Origin of the sequence: Erythrobacter mangrovi (assembly GCF_013260645.1) — a bacterium.
In the GTDB taxonomy this organism is placed as follows: Bacteria; Pseudomonadota; Alphaproteobacteria; order Sphingomonadales; family Sphingomonadaceae; genus Qipengyuania; species Qipengyuania mangrovi.
The window spans coordinates 2,805,233-2,821,740 of record NZ_CP053921.1 but is presented as its reverse complement, the minus strand read 5'-3'; the positions used below and the strand labels follow the sequence as shown (position 1 = coordinate 2,821,740).

Annotated in this window: 19 protein-coding genes; 10 read left to right on the top strand and 9 right to left on the bottom strand. The window is 63.1% G+C overall.

Features of this window, described 5'->3' with window-relative positions; translation table 11 throughout:
* From HQR01_RS14060 to HQR01_RS14050, 3 genes are all read left to right on the top strand, one after another.
* Nucleotides 1–423 (top strand): DUF983 domain-containing protein, encoded by a 423-nt coding sequence (locus tag HQR01_RS14060; protein WP_173215622.1) that lies wholly within the window; start codon nucleotides 1–3, stop codon nucleotides 421–423.
* A complete protein-coding gene (locus HQR01_RS14055; RefSeq protein WP_173215620.1) occupies nucleotides 420–1,199 on the top strand; it encodes a HesA/MoeB/ThiF family protein in 780 nt (259 codons plus the stop codon). The genes HQR01_RS14060 and HQR01_RS14055 overlap by 4 nt, the downstream gene beginning before the upstream one ends.
* A gap of 281 nt (nucleotides 1,200–1,480) precedes the next feature.
* The gene (locus HQR01_RS14050) at nucleotides 1,481–3,703 is read left to right on the top strand and encodes a TonB-dependent receptor (RefSeq protein ID WP_173215618.1); all 2,223 of its coding nucleotides are present in this window, start codon (nucleotides 1,481–1,483) and stop codon (nucleotides 3,701–3,703) included.
* Nucleotides 3,704–3,774: 71 nt separating this feature from the next.
* On the opposite strand, the gene HQR01_RS14045 is transcribed toward HQR01_RS14050, so the two are convergent.
* Complete coding sequence (locus HQR01_RS14045) at nucleotides 3,775–4,485, bottom strand: NAD-dependent deacylase (protein ID WP_173215616.1); 711 nt, start codon at nucleotides 4,483–4,485, stop codon at nucleotides 3,775–3,777.
* A gap of 35 nt (nucleotides 4,486–4,520) precedes the next feature.
* Here HQR01_RS14045 and dapB point away from each other — a divergent pair, with 35 nt between their 5' ends.
* The 3 genes from dapB to nth are packed head-to-tail and all read left to right on the top strand — an operon-like array spanning nucleotide 4,521 to nucleotide 6,775.
* Entirely contained in the window at nucleotides 4,521–5,249 is a 729-nt protein-coding gene (gene dapB, locus HQR01_RS14040; RefSeq protein ID WP_173215614.1) for a 4-hydroxy-tetrahydrodipicolinate reductase, read from the top strand.
* Between the two features lie 18 nt (nucleotides 5,250–5,267).
* A complete protein-coding gene (locus HQR01_RS14035) occupies nucleotides 5,268–6,128 on the top strand; it encodes an ion transporter (RefSeq protein WP_173215612.1) in 861 nt (286 codons plus the stop codon).
* Entirely contained in the window at nucleotides 6,125–6,775 is a 651-nt protein-coding gene (gene nth / locus HQR01_RS14030; RefSeq protein ID WP_173215610.1) for an endonuclease III, read from the top strand. The genes HQR01_RS14035 and nth overlap by 4 nt, the downstream gene beginning before the upstream one ends.
* An 84-nt stretch (nucleotides 6,776–6,859) precedes the next feature.
* On the opposite strand, the gene HQR01_RS14025 is transcribed toward nth, so the two are convergent.
* On the bottom strand, nucleotides 6,860–8,098 hold the full coding sequence (locus HQR01_RS14025; protein WP_173215608.1) for a dicarboxylate/amino acid:cation symporter: 1,239 nt from the start codon (nucleotides 8,096–8,098) through the stop codon (nucleotides 6,860–6,862).
* A gap of 112 nt (nucleotides 8,099–8,210) precedes the next feature.
* Nucleotides 8,211–9,347: a succinyl-diaminopimelate desuccinylase gene (gene dapE / locus HQR01_RS14020; protein ID WP_173215606.1), complete on the bottom strand. Its 1,137-nt coding sequence runs from the start codon at nucleotides 9,345–9,347 to the stop codon at nucleotides 8,211–8,213.
* A 29-nt stretch (nucleotides 9,348–9,376) separates the two neighbouring features.
* On the opposite strand from dapE, the gene HQR01_RS14015 reads away from it, so the two are divergent.
* Nucleotides 9,377–9,844, top strand: a complete 468-nt coding sequence (locus tag HQR01_RS14015) for a cupin domain-containing protein (RefSeq protein WP_173215604.1) — start codon at nucleotides 9,377–9,379, stop codon at nucleotides 9,842–9,844.
* A 16-nt stretch (nucleotides 9,845–9,860) separates the two neighbouring features.
* Here the strand turns inward: HQR01_RS14015 and HQR01_RS14010 are convergent, their stop codons facing one another.
* Entirely contained in the window at nucleotides 9,861–10,520 is a 660-nt protein-coding gene (locus HQR01_RS14010; RefSeq protein ID WP_173215602.1) for a glutathione S-transferase family protein, read from the bottom strand.
* Nucleotides 10,521–10,728: 208 nt separating this feature from the next.
* Between HQR01_RS14010 and HQR01_RS14005 the strand changes: the two genes are divergently transcribed.
* A complete protein-coding gene (locus HQR01_RS14005) occupies nucleotides 10,729–11,148 on the top strand; it encodes a VOC family protein (protein WP_173215600.1) in 420 nt (139 codons plus the stop codon).
* Nucleotides 11,149–11,233: 85 nt separating this feature from the next.
* On the top strand, nucleotides 11,234–11,437 hold the full coding sequence (locus HQR01_RS14000) for a hypothetical protein (protein ID WP_173215598.1): 204 nt from the start codon (nucleotides 11,234–11,236) through the stop codon (nucleotides 11,435–11,437).
* 102 nt (nucleotides 11,438–11,539) lie between these two features.
* Here HQR01_RS14000 and HQR01_RS13995 read toward each other — a convergent pair whose 3' ends face one another.
* Nucleotides 11,540–12,415, bottom strand: a complete 876-nt coding sequence (locus tag HQR01_RS13995) for a LysR substrate-binding domain-containing protein (protein ID WP_173215596.1) — start codon at nucleotides 12,413–12,415, stop codon at nucleotides 11,540–11,542.
* Between the two features lie 120 nt (nucleotides 12,416–12,535).
* On the opposite strand from HQR01_RS13995, the gene HQR01_RS13990 reads away from it, so the two are divergent.
* Nucleotides 12,536–13,279, top strand: a complete 744-nt coding sequence (locus tag HQR01_RS13990) for a thioesterase family protein (protein WP_173215594.1) — start codon at nucleotides 12,536–12,538, stop codon at nucleotides 13,277–13,279.
* Nucleotides 13,280–13,365: 86 nt separating this feature from the next.
* Here the strand turns inward: HQR01_RS13990 and yihA are convergent, their stop codons facing one another.
* The 4 genes from yihA to rnpA all read right to left on the bottom strand — a co-directional run bounded on the left by yihA (nucleotide 13,366) and on the right by rnpA (nucleotide 16,427).
* Entirely contained in the window at nucleotides 13,366–14,010 is a 645-nt protein-coding gene (gene yihA / locus HQR01_RS13985; protein ID WP_173215592.1) for a ribosome biogenesis GTP-binding protein YihA/YsxC, read from the bottom strand.
* Nucleotides 14,007–15,767 (bottom strand): membrane protein insertase YidC, encoded by a 1,761-nt coding sequence (yidC, locus tag HQR01_RS13980; RefSeq protein ID WP_173215590.1) that lies wholly within the window; start codon nucleotides 15,765–15,767, stop codon nucleotides 14,007–14,009. The genes yihA and yidC overlap by 4 nt, the downstream gene beginning before the upstream one ends.
* Before the next feature lie 70 nt (nucleotides 15,768–15,837).
* Nucleotides 15,838–16,047, bottom strand: a complete 210-nt coding sequence (gene yidD, locus HQR01_RS13975; protein WP_173215588.1) for a membrane protein insertion efficiency factor YidD — start codon at nucleotides 16,045–16,047, stop codon at nucleotides 15,838–15,840.
* Nucleotides 16,044–16,427 carry a ribonuclease P protein component gene (rnpA, locus tag HQR01_RS13970; protein WP_173215586.1) on the bottom strand — a complete coding sequence of 128 codons (384 nt, stop codon included), beginning with the start codon at nucleotides 16,425–16,427 and terminating at the stop codon, nucleotides 16,044–16,046. Before rnpA ends, yidD begins: the two co-directional genes overlap by 4 nt.
* Nucleotides 16,428–16,508 lie beyond the last annotated feature (81 nt).

Genomic DNA, 16,508 nt, shown 5'->3' with positions numbered 1-16,508 from the left:
ATGACTCAGCCCTCATCCCTCCGACCGGACGTCACCCTTCCCGCCTCGCCAACCGAAATGTTGCTGCGGGGACTGCGCTGCCAATGCCCCCGTTGCGGCGAGGCGCGGATCTTCGGAAAGTGGCTCAAGCCGCTGGCACACTGCCCCGCCTGTGCGCTGGACCTGTCCGAACAGCGCGCCGACGACTTTCCCGCCTACATCGCGATGTTCGTGACGGGGCACCTGCTGGCGCCGATTCTTGTCCTCATGCTGTTCGACTGGGCGATTCCCAGTTGGGTGGTGATCGCGACGATTATCCCCCTCTCCATCGTCCTCATGCTCCTCCTCCTCCAGCCCGCCAAGGGCGCCGTGATTGCCCTGCAATGGTGGCACGGCATGCACGGCTTTCGGCGCGAGCGTCGCCCCGAGGACCCGCAGGCGTGACCCTCGGTCCCGAGCGGCTCGATCGCTTTGCACGCCACATCGTGCTGCCCGAGATCGGCGGCGCGGGCCAGGTTGCACTGGCGGGCAAGCATCTGGTTCTGGTCGGGCTCGGCGGGATCGGTTCGCCTGCGCTGCAATACCTTGCGGCGGCGGGCATCGGGAAGCTCACCCTGGTCGACGATGACAAGGTCGAGGTCTCCAACCTCCAGCGCCAGACGCTCTACAACACGCGCGACATCGGTCACGGCAAGGCCGTGGTAGCGAAGCGCTGGGTGACCGGCTTCGATCCCGCACTCGACGTCGCCATTTCCGACCGCCGGATCACTGCCGCAAATGTCGGCGACTTGGTTGCCGGCGCCGACCTGGTCCTCGACGGGACCGACAATTTCGCCACTCGTCTGGCCGTTTCCGACGCATGCGTGGCAGAACGCGTACCGCTCCTGTCAGCCGCGGTGGGCCGTTTCCAGGGACAGGTCGGGGCCTTCGCCGGACACCTGCCGGGCGAGGCCTGCTACCGCTGCTTCGTCGGCGATGCCTTCGATGCCGAAGACTGCGACACCTGCGCCGAGGACGGCATGCTGGGCGCGATGGCCGGATGGGCCGCCACCTTCGCGGCACTGCAGGCGATACGCGTGTTGCTTGCCCCTCTCGGCGGGCTGGGTGAGCCGCAATGGGGAACAGTATTCCTGCTTGATGGGCTCAGGCCCGAACTGCGAAACTTCAGGATCACCAAGGACCCAGCCTGTACGACCTGTGGCCTCGGTCCAGGATACTGAGCCCGCTACGGGAACAATCGATTCGCCACCCCAGCGCCTAATTCGCGACGCAGCCAAAGTCCAAAATCTGGAGTCGTGAGGCCCAAGGGCACGATAATGCGACAAATTCGCAACAATATTACGCCTTTCCCCAGTAACTTGCAGTCGGGCTAAGGGCTGGTTTTGCAATTCCTCGCTGGCTGGTTCTAGCCAGACCCTCAGCCGACATTTGAACGCCCTTCCGAACTTGCTTCACCAGTAAGCGCGGATCGGATGAGCATGGCCCAAAGAGGTATCGAGACATGGGTATGAAACGAGAACTACGAAATCTTCTGACTGCAACCACCGCACTCTTCGCGATTGGCGCCTTCCCCCAGGTTGCGATGGCGCAGCAGGCCGCGGACACCGACGGCGACGACGACACGAGCAATTTCAACGTCATCATCGTGACCTCGAAGGGCACCGCGCAGGACGTTTACGAGGCGCCCGTCGCTGTGACGGTATTCAGCCCCGAAGCGCTCGACAGCCGCAATGCCGACAGCATCGTCGATATCGGCAAATATGTGCCCAACCTGACCGTGACGAACTTCGGTGCGGGCAATCCGAGTTCGCAATTCCCCAGCATTCGCGGGATCGGTTTCCAGGATCACTTGATCGTGATCGATCCCACCGTGGGCGTCTATGTCGACGGCGTCTATCTCGGGCGCCAGATCGGCCAGAACCTCAACCTCGACAACATCGAGCGGCTCGAAGTGCTGCGTGGCCCGCAGGGTACGCTGTTCGGGCGCAACTCGGTCGGGGGCGCGGTGAATATCGTCACCCGCCAGCCGGGCGACGAGGAAACCGCCTCGGTCAAGCTGCAGGCGGGCACGCGCGGTCGGCTGGCCGCCGACTTCTATGGCAATACCCGACTGTCGGATACGTTAGCCGCGTCGATCAGCTTCGGCATCGACCGGCGCAACGGGCTGGGCGATTTCCTCAACATCCCGAACCCCGAAGCACGCGTGGGCGAGTTGGAGGATATCCATGGCCGCATAGCGTTGAAGTGGACGCCAAGCGATCGGCTTTCGATCCAGCTTACCGCCGACGGCAACGAGGGCACCAACGGACAGAACCCGTTCACCACCACGATCAAGGTACCCCCGGGGGGCTGCACCGCGGCTGACATCGCCGATCTGTTCGGGCCCTACGCGGTCGCCTGCGCCGGCGGGCTTGATCCGGTGACCAGCCAGTCCGAGAATCCGTTCGACACCAATTCGGGTCAGGCCGACCTCGCGCGGACCTCGAACTCCGCCTATGGCTTCAGCGGGATCATCGACTATGCGCTGAGCGATGCGCTCAACCTCAAATTCATCGGCAGCTACCGTTTCTCGGACTATGAAGGCGGGCTCGACGATGACGGAGCCGAGCTGGATTTCCTCTCCTTCCCCGAAGTCGGTGAGGCGGAGCAGTATTCATTCGAACTGCAGCTGGGTGGGCAATCGGGGATCTTCGACTATGTCGGCGGCCTCTACTACTTCAACGAAGACGGCTTCAATTTCCAGCAGCCGACCACCTTCAACGGTTTTGGCGACGGCTTGTTCGAGCAGACCCAGCAGACCGAAAGCTATGCGGCCTATGCCAATCTCGGCGTTCGCGTGACGGAGGCACTGCGCATCTCCGGCGGTCTACGCTTCACCCACGACAGCAAGGACGCGACCGCCGACCTGGGCTTCGCTCCCGAATTCGGCGGCTCGGCCAGCTTCAGCGAAGTGACCTGGGAAGCATCGGCGACCTATGCGCTCGCCGATCGCCTAGACATCTACGGAACGGTCGCGCGCGGCTATCAGTCTGGGCAATTCCCGGCACGCCCATTCGGCGGGGCGGATACCTTCTTCGCCACCGATCCGGTGACGGCAATCAACTACGAAGCGGGGATCAAGGGCGAACCGACCGACTGGCTGCAAATGGCTCTGTCGGTGTTCCACACCACCTACAATTCCTTCCCCGCACAGGTCAGCACGATCGGGCCGAACGGGTTCATCACCGTAACCGACGATGCCGGCGACCTGCGTTCGATCGGCGTCGAATGGGAAGGCAATGTCCGGCTGGGCGCGTTCTCGCTCAACACAGCGGTTGGCTACATTGACTCAACCTTCCGCAACGTCGAACCGGGCAGCAGCCTGGCCGATGGCAACCGCGCGGCATTGACTCCGCGCTGGACCGTGGCAGTCGGCCCGCAGGTCGAGTTCGACGTGGGTGGCGGCAGGATCACCGCGCGCGCTGACTACTCGTACCGCGGCAGCCTGGAAGGCCAGCCCAACAACTCGCCAACCGCGTTCATTGATAGCCGCGAGTTGCTGGGCTTCAACGTCACCTATGAACCCGACGGCGCCAACTGGTCGATTACCGCCTATGGCAAGAACATCACTGACGAACGGTATACCCAGGGCGCACTGGATGTCGGCCCCTATGTTCTTAACATCCTTGCCAATGATGCAAGCGAGTTCGGCCTCAAGTTCGGCTGGTCGCTCGGCGGCAACTGACGGGGAATCCGGGCGAAGTAATGGTGAGGGGCCTGCGCATGGCATTCGTGCGCAGGCCCTTTGCCTGAACATTACCCAAGGCGCTGCGCGAGCGTTTCTTCCACCCAGGCCGGCACGAGCTGCGTCGCCGGGCCTTGCCGGCTTTCATGGAACCAGTGCGAACCCTGGCTGCGTTCCAGGTTGAGTTCGAGCGTTCGCACCCGCAGCTCACGCGCATCGCGCACGAAGCCCGCCGCCGGATAGACCGCACCCGAAGTGCCGATGCTCACAAACAGGTCGGCACGGCGGATTGACGCGTAGATGCGTTCCATTTCGTATGGCATCTCACCGAACCACACGACATCCGGGCGCAAGGCGCTCGTCCCGCAAGCCGGGCATGGCGGTCGGTCTATGAGTGGCCCGGTCCAGGGCGAGCGCGCATCGCACGCCGTGCACCAGGCATTGAGGTGCGTCCCGTGCATGTGCAGTACGCGGCGTGCGCCTGCCCGCTCGTGCAGGTCGTCGACGTTCTGGGTGACGATCAACAGCTCTCCATCCCACGCCTCGTCCAGCCGCGCCAGCGCCTCATGTGCAGGATTGGGCTGTTTGGCCTGGATCGCCTCGCGCCGCATGTCGTAGAAACGCAGCACGAGGTCCGGGTCGCGGGCGAAGCCTTCAGGCGTTGCGACGTCTTCCACGCGATGCTGCTCCCACAGGCCGCCTTCGCTTCGGAACGTATCGATCCCGCTTTCGGCCGATATCCCCGCCCCGGTCAGGATCACGATGTTGCGCAATTCGGTCATCGCCTCCATGAAACACAGGCACCCAGGGAGTGGCAATGGCGCGTATCGGAATAATCGGCAGCGAAGGGGCAATGGGCCATGCCCTCGCCAGCGTAATCGCGGCGGGCGGCCACGCACTGTCGGGCGGCGTAGACAAGGGCGGCGATCCTGCCGGCCTGGCCGATGAAAGCGACGTGCTGGTCGATTTCTCTTCACCGCAAGCGCTCGAAGCCAACCTCCACGCAGCAATCGGGGCGGGCATTCCGCTCGTGATCGGCACCACGGGTCTCGACGCCACGCACCACACCGCGATCGACAATGCAGCGCGCGTGGTGCCAATCCTGCAAACCGGCAATACCTCGCTGGGGGTCACCCTGCTTGCCCACCTGGTACGCGAAGCTGCCGCCCGACTGGGACCGGACTGGGACATTGAGATCGTCGAGATGCACCACCGCCGCAAGGTCGATGCCCCTAGCGGGACCGCGCTACTGCTTGGCGAGGCAGCGGCGCAGGGTCGCGGGATCGAACTGGCCGCGAACCGCGAGAGCGGGCGCGACGGGCACACCGGCGCGCGCCGCCCGGGCACGATCGGCTTTGCTTCGCTGCGCGGCGGCACGGTTGCGGGCGAACACAGCGTGATCCTCGCCGGCGAACAGGAGCGGCTGGTACTTGCGCATAGCGCCGAGGACCGCAGTATTTTCGCGCGCGGGGCGATCCGTGCCGCCGAGTGGTTGATCGGCAAGCCCGCGCGCCGCTACACGATGGAGGATGTGCTCGAGCTTTAGCTCGAGACGGGGGAGGCCATGGCGGGACTGCGCAGCACCTTGCATCACCAGCTGTTCGTCGGCGCGGAGCTCGACGGCCACCTCACCGTCCTCAACCGCCTGCTGATCGTTACGATCATCCTTGCAGTGGCTTCCGCCGCATTGTCGACTGAACCGACCATTCCGAAAGGCTGGCACAACGTGCTCGTGATCGGCGAATTGGTCTTCGGCGTGATCTTCCTGCTCGAATACATCGCCCGCATCTATGCCGCGGCGGAGGAGCCCGGCGAAGAATCCTCCTGGTCAAAGCGTTGGCGTTTCATCCGCTCGCCGATCGGATTGATCGATTTGATCGTGGTGATTTCCACCCTGGTACCGCTGGTCACCGCCGATGCGGCCATGCTGCGTACTGTGCGACTGCTGCGCGTGGTCGCGGTGATGAAGTTCGGGCGTTTTTCCAGGGCGATTACCGAAGTCTGGGCGGCCGTCGCGAACCGCGTCGACGATCTGATCGTCACGGCTGCATTGGCCTTCGTCTTCATCCTGCTCGGCGCGACCGCGCTCTATATGACCGAAGGGCACATCCATCCCGAGGCCTTCGGCTCGATTCCACGTTCGCTGTGGTGGGCGGTAATGACCTTCACCACGGTGGGCTATGGTGACGTCTACCCGGTCACCGGCCTGGGCAAGGTCTTCGCCAGCATCATGGCGCTTGCGGGCGTCGCCTTTGTCGCCATGCCGACCGGTATCATTGCCGCTGCCTTCTCTGAAGCGATGCAGCGTCGCCGCGACCAGAAGATCGAAGATATGCGCAGGCACCTTGCCCGCCTCGACGAGGTTGACGAGGAAGTCGAAGCCAAGATCGCGGCATTGGAACGGGCGAACAAACCACATCCATGACCAGAGACCAGATATTCGAGTTCTTCCGCCGCCTGGCGGAGGACAATCCTTCGCCCGAGACCGAGCTGGAATATGGCAATGCCTACCAGTTGGTTGTAGCGGTTGCCCTGTCGGCGCAGGCGACCGACGTCGGCGTGAACAAGGCAACGCGCGCGCTGTTTCGCGAGGTCAAGACTCCCCAGCAGATGCTCGAGCTGGGCGAAGACGGGCTCAAGGAGCACATCAAGACGATTGGCCTGTTCAACTCCAAGGCAAAGAACGTCATCGCGCTCTCACAATTGCTGATTGACGAGTATGACGGCGAGGTGCCGGATACGCGTGAAGACCTCGTCCGCCTGCCCGGCGTGGGGCGCAAGACCGCCAATGTGGTGCTCAATTGCTGGTTCGGACAGGAAACCTTTGCGGTCGACACCCATATCCTGCGCGTTGGGAACCGCACCGGCCTCGCCAAGGGCAAGACGCCAGAACAGGTCGAGGCGAAGCTCGAGAAGCGCGTACCCCAGCCCTTCCGGCTAGGTGCGCATCATTGGTTGATCCTGCACGGTCGCTATGTCTGCAAGGCGCGAACACCCGAATGCTGGCGCTGCAAAGTCGCGGACCTGTGCAGCTACAAGAAGAAGGTGCTGGAAAAGCCGAAGGGGCGGTAGGCGAGTTCATCTTTGAGGCAGAACATCGCCAACCCAAAAAGCGCGCCTTCGCCTGCCAGCGTCGAGAATCCCTAAAGGACGGCTTCAGACATCGTCCGCCGACACCATCGCGGCACGGTCGATCTCACCGGTCATCACCGCCACCGTAGTCGCCACTGCAGCATCGCCGCTGACGTTGGTGGTGGTGCGCATCATGTCCATGATCCGATCGACACCGGCGACGAAGGCGATGGTTTCCAGCGGCACGCCGACCGCACCGAAGACCAGCGCCATCATGATCAGGCCCGCGCCCGGGATGCCCGCCGCACCGACCGCACCCAGCGTGGCGAGGATCGAGATGAGGAAATAATCACCCATCGACAGGTCCACCCCGAACACCTGCGCCCCGAACAGGGTGGCGAGGCCGAGATACATCGCGGTCCCGTTCATGTTGATCGTCGCGCCGAGGCTGATCACAAAGCTCGCGACCGAGTTCGACACGCCAAGGTTGCGTTCGGCGCAGCGCAGCGTGACGGGCAATGTCGCGTTGGAGCTGGCGGTCGAATAGCTCACCGCCATCGCGTCGATAATCCCGCGGAAGAAATCACCGACCGGCAGCTTGGCGAGGAATTTGATCATCGCCGAGTACATCACGAAGATAATCAGCAGGCAGCCGAAATAGTTAAGCGCGACCAGCTGTGCGAGCGCAGATAGTGCATCGAGCCCCAGCGTCCCGGCCACCCAGGCCATCAGCGCGAAGACGCCGAAGGGGGTCAGCTCCATGACCAGCATGGTGACCTTCTGCATGATGACCGCGCCGCTATCGAAAACCTTCTGGACCGGCTCCCCCTCTTCCTTGGCCATGAGGATGCCGATGCCGACCAGCAGCGAGAAGACGATGAGCGGCAGCACCGCAACATCGGCCATTACCCTGACCGGGCTCTCGGGAATGATCGAGAGGATCATATCGACCGCGGTGGTCGGATTGGGCTCGGGCGTTGCGCCCTTGGCGATGGCGGAGGTGTCGACGCCGCTACCCGGCTGGAAGAGCGTGCCGAGCCCAAGGCCCAGCCACACGGCGATCTGTCCGGTGACGACGAACAGCAGCATGGCGCGCCCGCCGACCGCGCCAAGCTTCCTGAGATCACCGATGGCAGCAACGCCCGAAACCAGGCTGAAGAAGATCAGCGGGACCACCAGCATCTTGATCGACTTGATGAAGAAATCGCCGATCCACTTGATGCTTTCCGCCTCGGGGCCCCAGAACCATCCGGTGGCGATGCCAAGGACGAGAGCGGCGACGACGCGCCGCCACAGCGGAATCTTGAACCAGGTCGTCAGCAAGTCAGTACTCCCCCAAAGGTGATCGTCATTGCGAGGAGTCGCAGGCGACGCGGCAACTCACGGTGCGGGTCCATGGGCTGCATCACTACGCTCGCAATGACTGGTCGATAGGTCAAGATGCCAGGGCTGCCATCGCAATCCGGCGATATATCCGGGTAAGGACCGCAAGATCCTCCACCGCCACCGCTTCGTCACGCTTGTGCATCGTGGCGTTGCACAGGCCGAATTCGATCACCGGGCAGACTGCCCGCAGGAAGCGCGCATCCGAGGTGCCGCCGGTGGTGGAGGGTTCCGGATTGAGCCCGGTCTCTGCAGCCACTGCTGCAGCCACGATGTCGCTGAACTGTCCCGGCGGGGTCAGGAAGGGCTCGCCCGAAATCACCGGGCGTGCCGCGCCGCCATGGCGGGTCGCGATCTCGATCACGCGCTCGGAGAGTTCGGCCCCGGTATGGTGATCGTTGAAACGGATCGAGAGCCGCGCGGTTGCCCGGTGCGGGATCACGTTCGTCGCGGGATTGCCGACCTCGATGTCGGTGATCTCGAGATTCGAGGGTTGGAACCAGTCACTGCCTTCATCGAGCACCAACGCATCGAGCTCCGCGAGCATAGCGACCAGTTTCGGGATCGGATTGTCGGCGAGGTGCGGATAGGCGACGTGGCCTTCCTTCCCCTCGACCTCGAGCCAGATATTGAGCGAACCGCGACGCCCGATCTTCATCATGTCGCCCAACCGATGAACGCTGGTCGGTTCACCGACGAGACACAGGTCGGGCTGATGCCCCGTCTCGCGCATATGGTCGATCAGCGCGCGGGTGCCGAAGATCGCCGGCCCTTCCTCGTCACCGGTGATGATGAAGCTGATCGTACCGGCATCGGTCGCGATACCGGCTACCGCATCGACCATGCAGGCGATCGAACCCTTCATATCGACCGCACCACGACCGTAGAGCAGGTCGCCCCCCGGCACGGACCGAACCTTCGGCTCGAAGGCGCCGCTGGTCCAGCCTTCACCCGGTGGCACCACATCGAGGTGGCCAGCAAAGGCGAAATGTTTCGAGCCAGCCGGGCCTGGCCGGATAGCGAAGAGGTTTTCGACCGGTCCTTCGGGTGCATGACCGGCACGAAAGCGGTGGACCGCAAAGCCCAGCGGCGCGAGCATCGCTTCGAGTTCATCGAACACCTCGCCGGTCGCAGGGGTCACGCTGGGCGCGGCAATCAGGCGCTTGGCGAGGTCGAGTACTTCGGTCATGAGACACTCGCTAGCAGGAGACCCCACCCATGCCCAAGCTCGATCTCGACGCCATCCCCCGCACCAATGCCACCGGCTACCCCGCCCCCTTCGACGCCGAGGTCCAGGGGCGCTGGTACCGTCGACTCGCCCCGGTGGCAGGCCTCACCCAGATGGGCGCGAGCCACGTCCTGCTCGAACCCGGTGCCTATTCTTCGCAGCGCCACTGGCATCGGCTCGAGGATGAACTGCTGGTCATGCTCGAAGGCGAGGCCGTACTGATCGAGGACGAAGGTGAAACCGTGGTCCGCCCGGGTGACGTGCTGGCCTGGGCCGCTGGTGTCGAAAACGGTCACCGCCTCCACAACCGCTCAAGCAAACCGTGTGTCTTCGTCGCCATCAGCGCCGGCGACAAGGATCGGGATTCAGGCGAATATCCCGATATCGACATGGTCTTCGACCCCGATGGCTATGCCCACAAGGACGGCACACGCTACCCAACCAGCCGGATACCATGAGGAGCCCGCGAGCCCGTCAGCCGACGGTCTCATACTGCTCGATCACCCATTCCTCGTCCTCCGAGGCAGCGATCCACGCCTGCATCCATTCGTGCTCCCACAGCGCCTGCATATAGGCCACGGCAAATCCCGGGACCGGTATCTGGTAGCTGATGAAGCGGCTGACCACCGGAGCAAAGAACACATCCGCCGCGCCGAAGGTGCCGAACAGGAACGGCCCGCCACTGCCGAAGCGGCTGCGTGCTTCAGCCCATAGGCCAAGGATGCGCAGGATATCGGCGGTGCAGGCCTCGCTCGGCTCGAACCCGTCGAAGCGCTTGCGCACGTTCATCGGGCATTCGCCGCGCAGGGCCTGGAAGGATGAGTGCATTTCGGCAACCATCGATCGGGCCATGCCCCGCGCAGCCTCGTCCTTGGGCCAGAAGCGGTCCCGCCCGACCTTGTCGGCGAGATAGTCAAGGATGGCGAGGCTGTCCCACACCACTGCATCGCCATCCCACAGCAGCGGGACCTTGCCCGAAGAGGGGCGGATCTGCCCGCTCTGCTTGTCGGCTTCCCAATTCTCCCCGAACAGCGGCACCACGATTTCCTCGAAGTGGAGGCCCGACTGCTTGGCCGCCAGCCAGCCGCGCAGTGACCAGCTCGAATAGTTCTTGTTGCCGATGATCAGCTTCATGCGGTGCCTTTCCTGCTGCGAGTCGGGGGTTAGGCGTTCATCGCGGCGGTGTCGACGCTGAACGGTGGAACACATGGAACACAGTTCTGAAATGTATTCCGCCACGATGGCGCGAGCGTTTTCTGGCGTGATTTGGGGCAGCATGCCGGCAGGCTGGCACGCCGGATCGCCTGTAGGAAAATGCCATGCGCGGCGATAGAAGGCGGGCATGAGCCTGCGCCCGTTCCACCTCGCCTTTCCCGTTGACGACCTCGCCGCCGCGCGCGCCTTCTATCGCGGGGCGATGGGCTGTGCCGAAGGACGCAGTTCGGACGAGTGGATCGATTTCGATTTCTACGGCCACCAGATCGTGGCGCATCTCGCCCCGGGCAAGGCGGGCGACCGGGCGAACAACCATGTCGATGGCCACGGTGTCCCCGTGCCCCACTTCGGCATCGTGCTGCGGATGGAGGACTGGCAGGAGCTGGCGGATCGCCTGCGCGCTGCCGGGGTGGAATTCGCAATCGAGCCGACGATCCGCTTCAAGGGCCAGCCCGGCGAACAGGCAACGATGTTCTTCCGCGATCCCAGCGGCAATGCGCTGGAGATGAAGGCCTTCGCCAGCGACGACATGCTGTTTGCCACATAGCCTGCTTGGGGTCGTCATCTAATACTTGCAGACATTCTGCTGACGACCCGATTGCGGACGTAGTCAAAATCAATAGGTTGTTCGTATGAGCAAATGGGCATCGGAAGAAATCTGGCGGAGAGCAATTGAGGTACAGATGCGACAATTGCGTGACGCAGAGCGTCCCAATTTCATCCTGTTTCAAGGCGAAATACTCAATTTGAATTACACCGAAGCCTATCGAAGCAAGCTCCGTCGCCGCATCGAACGAATAAGGGCAGGCGGCGAACCAGGTTGGCTCGAAACCTAAGGTCAGCTAGCCGCCCATAATCAGACCTTTGACGGTGAACTCCGGAAACCAAGGGCGGCAATTCTGCTAGGGGCCCGACTGCGGACATTCCTCGCGCCCCCGCTAGACGAAGGCTGCGAGCGAATCCTCCAACCACTTCAGCGTCGCCTGGATCTTGCGGCTCTCCAAAGCTGTTCGCTGGCAGATGAAGTTGTATCGTGTGGACCACGCCACGGCCGGCCCCAGTACAGGAACCAGATCCTCGCCATATCCACTGTGAGCGCCGATCAGCGGGTACATGCCGAGTGCGATACCGAGCCCTTTCGTCGCTGCGTCCAGGGCTCCCAGGATCGAATCGAAGCTTAGATTCCTGGTCGAGCCAAGCCGATCGCCACCCATTGCGCGATACCATTCATCCCAGGCCTGCACATTGGATCGGACATGGATCAGGGTGTGCTGCTGCAAGTCCGAGGGCTCTCTAATCGGCGGAGCGGAACGCAGGTAGCTGGGCGATGCAACGGGCTGGCCGCAGACCGAGATCAGCGGTTTGCAGATCAGATTCTCGCTACGCTCCTCACCGAAACGAAGCGCGATGTCGACCTCGCCATTCAACACATCGGCATAGGCGTTGGTGGTCTCGATGCGCAGGTCATAGTGCGGATGCGCCGCCTCGAACCGCGGCAGGTTGGGGAGCAATACGGCGCTGGTAAAGAACGGCAGCGCGCTGATCCGGATCACATTGCGCTCCTCGCTCCGGGCGATCCGCTGGGTCGCCGCCCTGAGGCTCGAGAGCGCGGCCTCCACCACTTCAAGATAGGCTGCTCCGGCCTGGGTGACGCGGACTGTTCGTCCCACGCGTTCAAATAATGTGACCCCAAGGCGGGTCTCCATGTCCTTGATCGCGTGTGAAACCGCCGAGGGCGTCCGACCGAGATCGCGCGCCGCATCGGCAAAGGAGGACCGTGCCGCAGCTCGCTCGAACGCTTGCAGTGCGGGCATGGAAGGGAGATCGATCCTCTTCGCCATCGATGAACTTCTTTCACTAATCTTGAAGCGAACTCATTAGGCCCGTCGATCTGGGATGCCTACCAAGGACTGCTTTAGAGGAGTTCTGGCGACATGCCCGCATTTGTAAGACGTGAAGATGGTTCATGGGAAAGCACACCATCGGCGATGGGGCCCTTTGCCGGGCTCCAGGGCGGTGCCGTCGCCGGGCTGCTGGTGCACGAGTTGGAAACCGAGGCTGAGAAACAGGGACTCGGCCTTCCCGTCTCGGTATCGGTCGAGTTTCTCCGTCCGACCGGCTCTGGGGCACTGCTGACCACATGCGATGTGATCCGAAAAGGCCGCCGCGTCAGCGTGCTTTCAGGCACTGTCATCGACAATGGCAATGTATCGGCGCGCGCGTCGGTGGTGTTCATCGCGACGACAGAGATCGGTTCTATCGAACCGGCACCGCGAATGCCTTTGGATCCCGGCGCCCTGCCCGTCCTTCCAAGGCGCAAAGCGCCCCACGGAGGCCCATGGATGATGGACAATTTCGAGACGCGCAGGTCCGACGACGGGATCGCGTGGTTCCGCTACACCGAGGATATCGTCGAAGGCGTGAGGCCGCTCGCGCGGATCCTTGGACCCGCCGATTGGACGCACGGCATCGGACGCCCCTCCCAGCCCAGGCTCGCGGATCCGAACGTGAACCTCCAGATTGCCGTCACGCATTTCCCGCAAGGTCCCGATATCGGCATCCGCTCGCGCACCACATGGATGCCCAACGGGATCGGCCTAGGCTCGGGCATTCTGCTCGATCGCAACGGCCCGTTCGGCCAGGTCATGATGTCCGTCGCCCTCACGCCGTTTGGCTAGCCCACAGTGGGGAGTTGGCGATGATCGGCCACTTCGCTGCCGCAGCGGAGTTGTCCAACGAGGATGCGTTCTTGGTGGCCTAGCGGTCAAACCCCCGCGTCGGCCAGCACCGCTGCGCGAAGCGCGCCTATGCCCATGCCCTTTTCCGCGCTGGTCACGTGGATGTCCGGATAGGCGGCAATATGCTTCCTCGCCTCGGTCTGGGTTTCGGCCACGACCTTCTCGAGCTCGCTCGCCTTGATCTTGTCGGCCTTGGTCAGGACCACGCGATAGCCGACCGCCGCCTCGTCGAGCATTTTCATCATCTCGCGGTCGACCTCCTTGGGGCCATGGCGCGCATCGACCAGCACCAGCGTGCGGGCCAGCACCGGGCGGCCGCGCAGATAGGTGCGCACGAGCTGCTTCCACTTCTCGACGACCTTCACCGGTGCCTTGGCAAAACCATAGCCGGGCATATCGACCAGGCGGAACAGCGTCGGCTCGCCCACCTCGAAGAAGTTCAGTTCCTGCGTGCGCCCTGGCGTGACCGAGGCGCGGGCGATCGCCTTGCGCCCGGTGAGCGCGTTCAGGAGCGTGCTCTTGCCGACATTCGAGCGACCGCAGAAAGCGATCTCGGGCACGTCGGGTTCGGGCAGGAACTTGAGCTGGGGCGCCGAAAGGAGGAATTCCACCCGGCCCGAGAACAGCTTGTTCGCCCTCTGCTCGAGCGTAAGGAGCTCCTCTTCGGTCATCCCGCTGCCTTGGCCTTATCGGCCTGCGCCGCGGCCGTCAGTTGCGGGTGCTTCGAGTAGAGATACTTCTGCTGCGCCAGCGTCAGGACGTTGGAGGTCACCCAGTAGAGCAGCAGGCCCGCGGCAAAGGGTGCCATCGCGAACATCAGCACCCAGGGCATGATGTTGAAGATCTGCTGCTGGACCGGGTCCATCGCGGTGGGATTGAGCCTGAAGGTCAGCCACATCGTCACGCCAAGCAGCACGCCAAGCACGCCGAGGCCGAAGATGAACATCAGCCAGGTGGGCACGGTAATCCCGCCCAGTGAGAGCAGCGCGGCAAGGTTCGCCGGATCGGGGGCCGAAAGGTCGCTGATCCAGAGGAACTTCTGATGGCGCATCTCAATCGCCAGGATCAGCACCTTGTAGAGTGCGAAGAACACCGGGATCTGCAGCAACATGGGCAGGCAGCCGGCGAGCGGATTGACCTTCTCGCGCTTGTAGAGCTCCATGATCTCCTGCTGCTGCTTGGGCTTGTCGTCGGCGTATTTCTCCTGGATTTCCTTCATCTTCGGCTGAATGGCTTTCATCGCGGCCATGCTGGCGAAGCCCTTTTGCGCGATCGGGAACATGATCCCGCGCACGATCAGTGTCAGCAGCATGATGGCGATACCGAAATTGCCAACCGCATCGAACAGCTGGCGCAGCAGCCACAGCATTGGCTTCTCGAACCAGCGGAACCAGCCCCATTCGATGGCGAATCCGAACTTCTCGATCCCCGCATCCTGATACCGGTCGAGCGTCACGCTTTCCTTGGCCCCCGCATAGAGGCGTGAGGTGTTGGCCAAGCGCTGGCCCGCCTCCACCGTCTTGGGTTCATAGATCATGTCGACACGGTAGATCTCGTTGCCCATCGCGCGGAAGGTAGTCTCAGGTGCGCTGTCATCCTGGGGCACCAAGGCAGAGAGCCAGTATATGTCTGCGAAACCAGCCCAGTCTGTGCGACCCTCAGGTGTAACCTTCATGTCTTCGTCAAGCGTCGAGTAGTCGATGTCGTAATCAGCGATCTCGCCAAACACACCCATCGGTCCGGAATGTGCGGCCCATAGGTCCTGGCTCGCGGTCTTGCTGGTGCGGTTGATAAGGCCAAAGGGCTGCACCACCACAGGGTTGGGGCCCGTGTTCGCCACCGCCTGCTCGGCGGTGATCATGTAGTCGTCGTCGATGCTGTAGCGGATCGAATAGGTCAGGCCTTCGCCATTATCCCAGCGCAGCGTGACCGGGTTTGCCGGCGTCAGGGTCGTGCGGTCGGCCTGCCACAGCGTCTGCGGGCCGGGAACCTTGAGGTTCGAACCGACCCAGCCGAACTGCGCGAAATACTGGGCTTCGGTACCGTTGGGCGAGAAGATGCGGACCGGGCCGCTATCCTTGTCGACCGTTTCGCGATGGTCCTTGAGCACCACGTCGTCGACCACGCCGCCCCTCAGGTTGATCGAGCCGGCGACGCGCGGGGCGTCGATCTGCACCCGCTCAGGCGAGGCGAGCGCGGCCTTAAGCTCGGTCTTCTCCAGCGCCTGCGCCATCGGGTCCACCAGCCCGCCGGTACGCGAATGTTGGGTCTTCTGTGCCTGGGCCTCGGCGGCGCGAGTGGGGTCCTGCTGGCTCTCCACCGTGGCCGATTCCGGCTGTGGGTAGAAATATTGCATCGCATAGTCCCAGCCGATGAGCAGCAGGAAGGAAAGCGCGATGGCCAGGATCAGGTTACGCTGGTTCTGCAAGGTCGGTCCTGTCGTAATCAGTCGAAGTTCAGAATGTGGGGAGGTGTTTTAGCCAGTCAAGACAGTGCTGTTATGGCACCGGGTCGTAGCCATGGCCGCCCCATGGGTGGCAGCGCATTATACGCTTAGTCGCCAGCCATCCACCCTTGATCGCACCATATTTGCCAAGCGCCTCGATGGCATACTGACTGCACGAGGGCGCATAGCGGCAGGATGGCGGCAGGATCCGGCTCGGTCCCCACTGCCAGGCACGGGCGATGAAGATGAATATGTATTTCATGCGCGCGGGCTCCGGGGTTTGCGTGGTGGGCGTGACCGGTCGCCCTTGCCCTCGGCAGCGCGGGCCAGCGCGGCGGCCAGTTCGTCGCGCAAAAGGGCGAAATCGCGTTCCACTCCGCCCTCGCGGCCGATCAATATGTGATCGTGATCGGGCATCCCTTGATCGGGCAGGGCGTCCCACAGCAGTTCGCGAAAGCGGCGCTTCATCCGGTTGCGGACCACGGCGTTGCCGATCTTCTTGGTGACCGTGATGCCATAGCGCTTGCCGTGCCCGTCATTGGGGCGGGCGAGTAGGACGAAGCCCGGGCGTGCGATCCTCAACCCGCGATTCGCGGCGAGGAAATCGCTCCGCTTGCGGATCACCTGGAGGTCGCGCTTCATCGGGCTTACATACGCGAACGGGCCCCCCGAGGGGAGCCCGCATGCTGTCGTCGATGTGATTCGCTACGCCGAGGCGCAGCG

What these genes read in the sequence shown, in the direction of transcription:
- HQR01_RS14060 (WP_173215622.1), top strand. Translation starts at nt 1, where the DNA reads ATGACTCAGCCCTCATCCCTCCGACCGGACGTCACCCTTCCCGCCTCG.
- HQR01_RS14050 (WP_173215618.1), top strand. Translation starts at nt 1,481, where the DNA reads ATGGGTATGAAACGAGAACTACGAAATCTTCTGACTGCAACCACCGCA.
- HQR01_RS14045 (WP_173215616.1), bottom strand. Translation starts at nt 4,485, where the DNA reads ATGACCGAATTGCGCAACATCGTGATCCTGACCGGGGCGGGGATATCG.
- dapB (WP_173215614.1), top strand. Translation starts at nt 4,521, where the DNA reads ATGGCGCGTATCGGAATAATCGGCAGCGAAGGGGCAATGGGCCATGCC.
- HQR01_RS14035 (WP_173215612.1), top strand. Translation starts at nt 5,268, where the DNA reads ATGGCGGGACTGCGCAGCACCTTGCATCACCAGCTGTTCGTCGGCGCG.
- nth (WP_173215610.1), top strand. Translation starts at nt 6,125, where the DNA reads ATGACCAGAGACCAGATATTCGAGTTCTTCCGCCGCCTGGCGGAGGAC.
- dapE (WP_173215606.1), bottom strand. Translation starts at nt 9,347, where the DNA reads ATGACCGAAGTACTCGACCTCGCCAAGCGCCTGATTGCCGCGCCCAGC.
- HQR01_RS14015 (WP_173215604.1), top strand. Translation starts at nt 9,377, where the DNA reads ATGCCCAAGCTCGATCTCGACGCCATCCCCCGCACCAATGCCACCGGC.
- HQR01_RS14010 (WP_173215602.1), bottom strand. Translation starts at nt 10,520, where the DNA reads ATGAAGCTGATCATCGGCAACAAGAACTATTCGAGCTGGTCACTGCGC.
- HQR01_RS14005 (WP_173215600.1), top strand. Translation starts at nt 10,729, where the DNA reads ATGAGCCTGCGCCCGTTCCACCTCGCCTTTCCCGTTGACGACCTCGCC.
- HQR01_RS14000 (WP_173215598.1), top strand. Translation starts at nt 11,234, where the DNA reads ATGAGCAAATGGGCATCGGAAGAAATCTGGCGGAGAGCAATTGAGGTA.
- HQR01_RS13995 (WP_173215596.1), bottom strand. Translation starts at nt 12,415, where the DNA reads ATGCCCGCACTGCAAGCGTTCGAGCGAGCTGCGGCACGGTCCTCCTTT.
- HQR01_RS13990 (WP_173215594.1), top strand. Translation starts at nt 12,536, where the DNA reads ATGCCCGCATTTGTAAGACGTGAAGATGGTTCATGGGAAAGCACACCA.
- yihA (WP_173215592.1), bottom strand. Translation starts at nt 14,010, where the DNA reads ATGACCGAAGAGGAGCTCCTTACGCTCGAGCAGAGGGCGAACAAGCTG.
- yidD (WP_173215588.1), bottom strand. Translation starts at nt 16,047, where the DNA reads ATGAAATACATATTCATCTTCATCGCCCGTGCCTGGCAGTGGGGACCG.
- rnpA (WP_173215586.1), bottom strand. Translation starts at nt 16,427, where the DNA reads ATGAAGCGCGACCTCCAGGTGATCCGCAAGCGGAGCGATTTCCTCGCC.